Origin of the sequence: Variovorax glucosi (genome assembly GCF_051216695.1) — a bacterium.
GTDB lineage: Bacteria > Pseudomonadota > Gammaproteobacteria > Burkholderiales > Burkholderiaceae_C > Variovorax.
Window position 1 is genome coordinate 1 of sequence record NZ_JBPJZE010000248.1, and the last position, 1,170, is coordinate 1,170.

2 protein-coding genes are annotated in these 1,170 nt (G+C 69.2%); both read left to right on the plus strand.

Features of this window, described 5'->3' with window-relative positions; genetic code table 11:
• Positions 1 to 359: ATP-binding cassette domain-containing protein (locus ACSFA3_RS24680; RefSeq protein ID WP_435507998.1), on the plus strand; the 359-nt coding region annotated here is incomplete at its 5' end.
• A gap of 41 nt (positions 360 to 400) precedes the next feature.
• A partial coding sequence (locus ACSFA3_RS24685) for a helix-turn-helix domain-containing protein (RefSeq protein WP_435507999.1) occupies positions 401 to 1,170 on the plus strand: 770 nt, incomplete at its 3' end.

Here is a 1,170-nt window from a genome sequence, read left to right on the forward strand (position 1 = left end):
GCGTCTACGCGCTGTTCCCCCGTCTGGCCGAGCGCGCGCGCAACATGGGCAACCAGTTGTCGGGCGGCGAGCAGCAAATGCTGGCCATAGGCCGCGCTCTGATGACCAACCCGCATCTGCTGGTGCTGGACGAAGCCACCGAAGGCCTGGCCCCGCTGATCGTGGCCGAGATCTGGCGCGTGATCGGCGAGATCCGCGCGACCGGCATTGCGACGCTGATCGTGGATCGCGACTACCGCAAGGTGCTGGCGCACACCGATCTTGCGGTGGTGATGGAGAAGGGGCAGATCGTGCGGCACGGAGCCTCGGCCGACTTGCTGGCCGAGCCGCATGTGCTGGAGGAACTGCTCGGCGTGTAGGGGCCGCGCACGCGGTTTCTTGCGCCCTCGCAGGCAATGCAATGACACGCGAAATCTGCCTCCTGGACGCCTCGGGCAAGCCCCTGCGCCACGACGGCAGGATGCTGGTGAACGCGCAGGCCACGCCATGGCAGGGCTTCGCGCTGGAGGTGCGCGAGATAGCGGGCGACGGCGAGAACCCGGCCTGCTACAACCCGCATCCGCTGCTCGGCCTGTGCGTGCGCGGCCACGTGAAGGGTGCGATGACGCGGGGCCGCCGCATCCATCCTTTCGAGGCCCGCCCGGGTGACATGTTTATCTTCGAGCAGGGCTACGAGGTCGACCGCGCAGCGTGGACCGGCGAGCTCGCCGAGACGATCGGCATCGAGATCCGCCCAGAGGCGCTGCGCAGCCTCATGCCCGAGGGCGACGGCGAGCTGCACCGGCAGACACACCTGTCGACCACCGACGCGACGCTGTCGGCGCTGATCGTCGCCATGCGCGACGAAGTGGAGCGCGGCTGCACTTCGGGCCGCCTGCATGCGCAGGGCCTGTCGATGGCGCTCGCGAGCTATCTGCAGAACCGCTATGGCTGCGCGGGGAACAGCCGGCGCCCGCGCGGGCGGCTCTCGCAGAGCGACCTGCGCAGGGTGTACGACTGGGTCATGCAGCACCTGGCCGAGGACTTCGGCATCGACGAGCTCGCGGCCGAGCTGCACATGAGCGCGGTGCATTTCACGCGGCTCTTTCGCGCCAGCACCGGCGCGACGCCATACCGCTACGTGACGGAGCAGCGCGTGCGCCATGCGCTGTCGCTGCTCGGCGGCAGCCT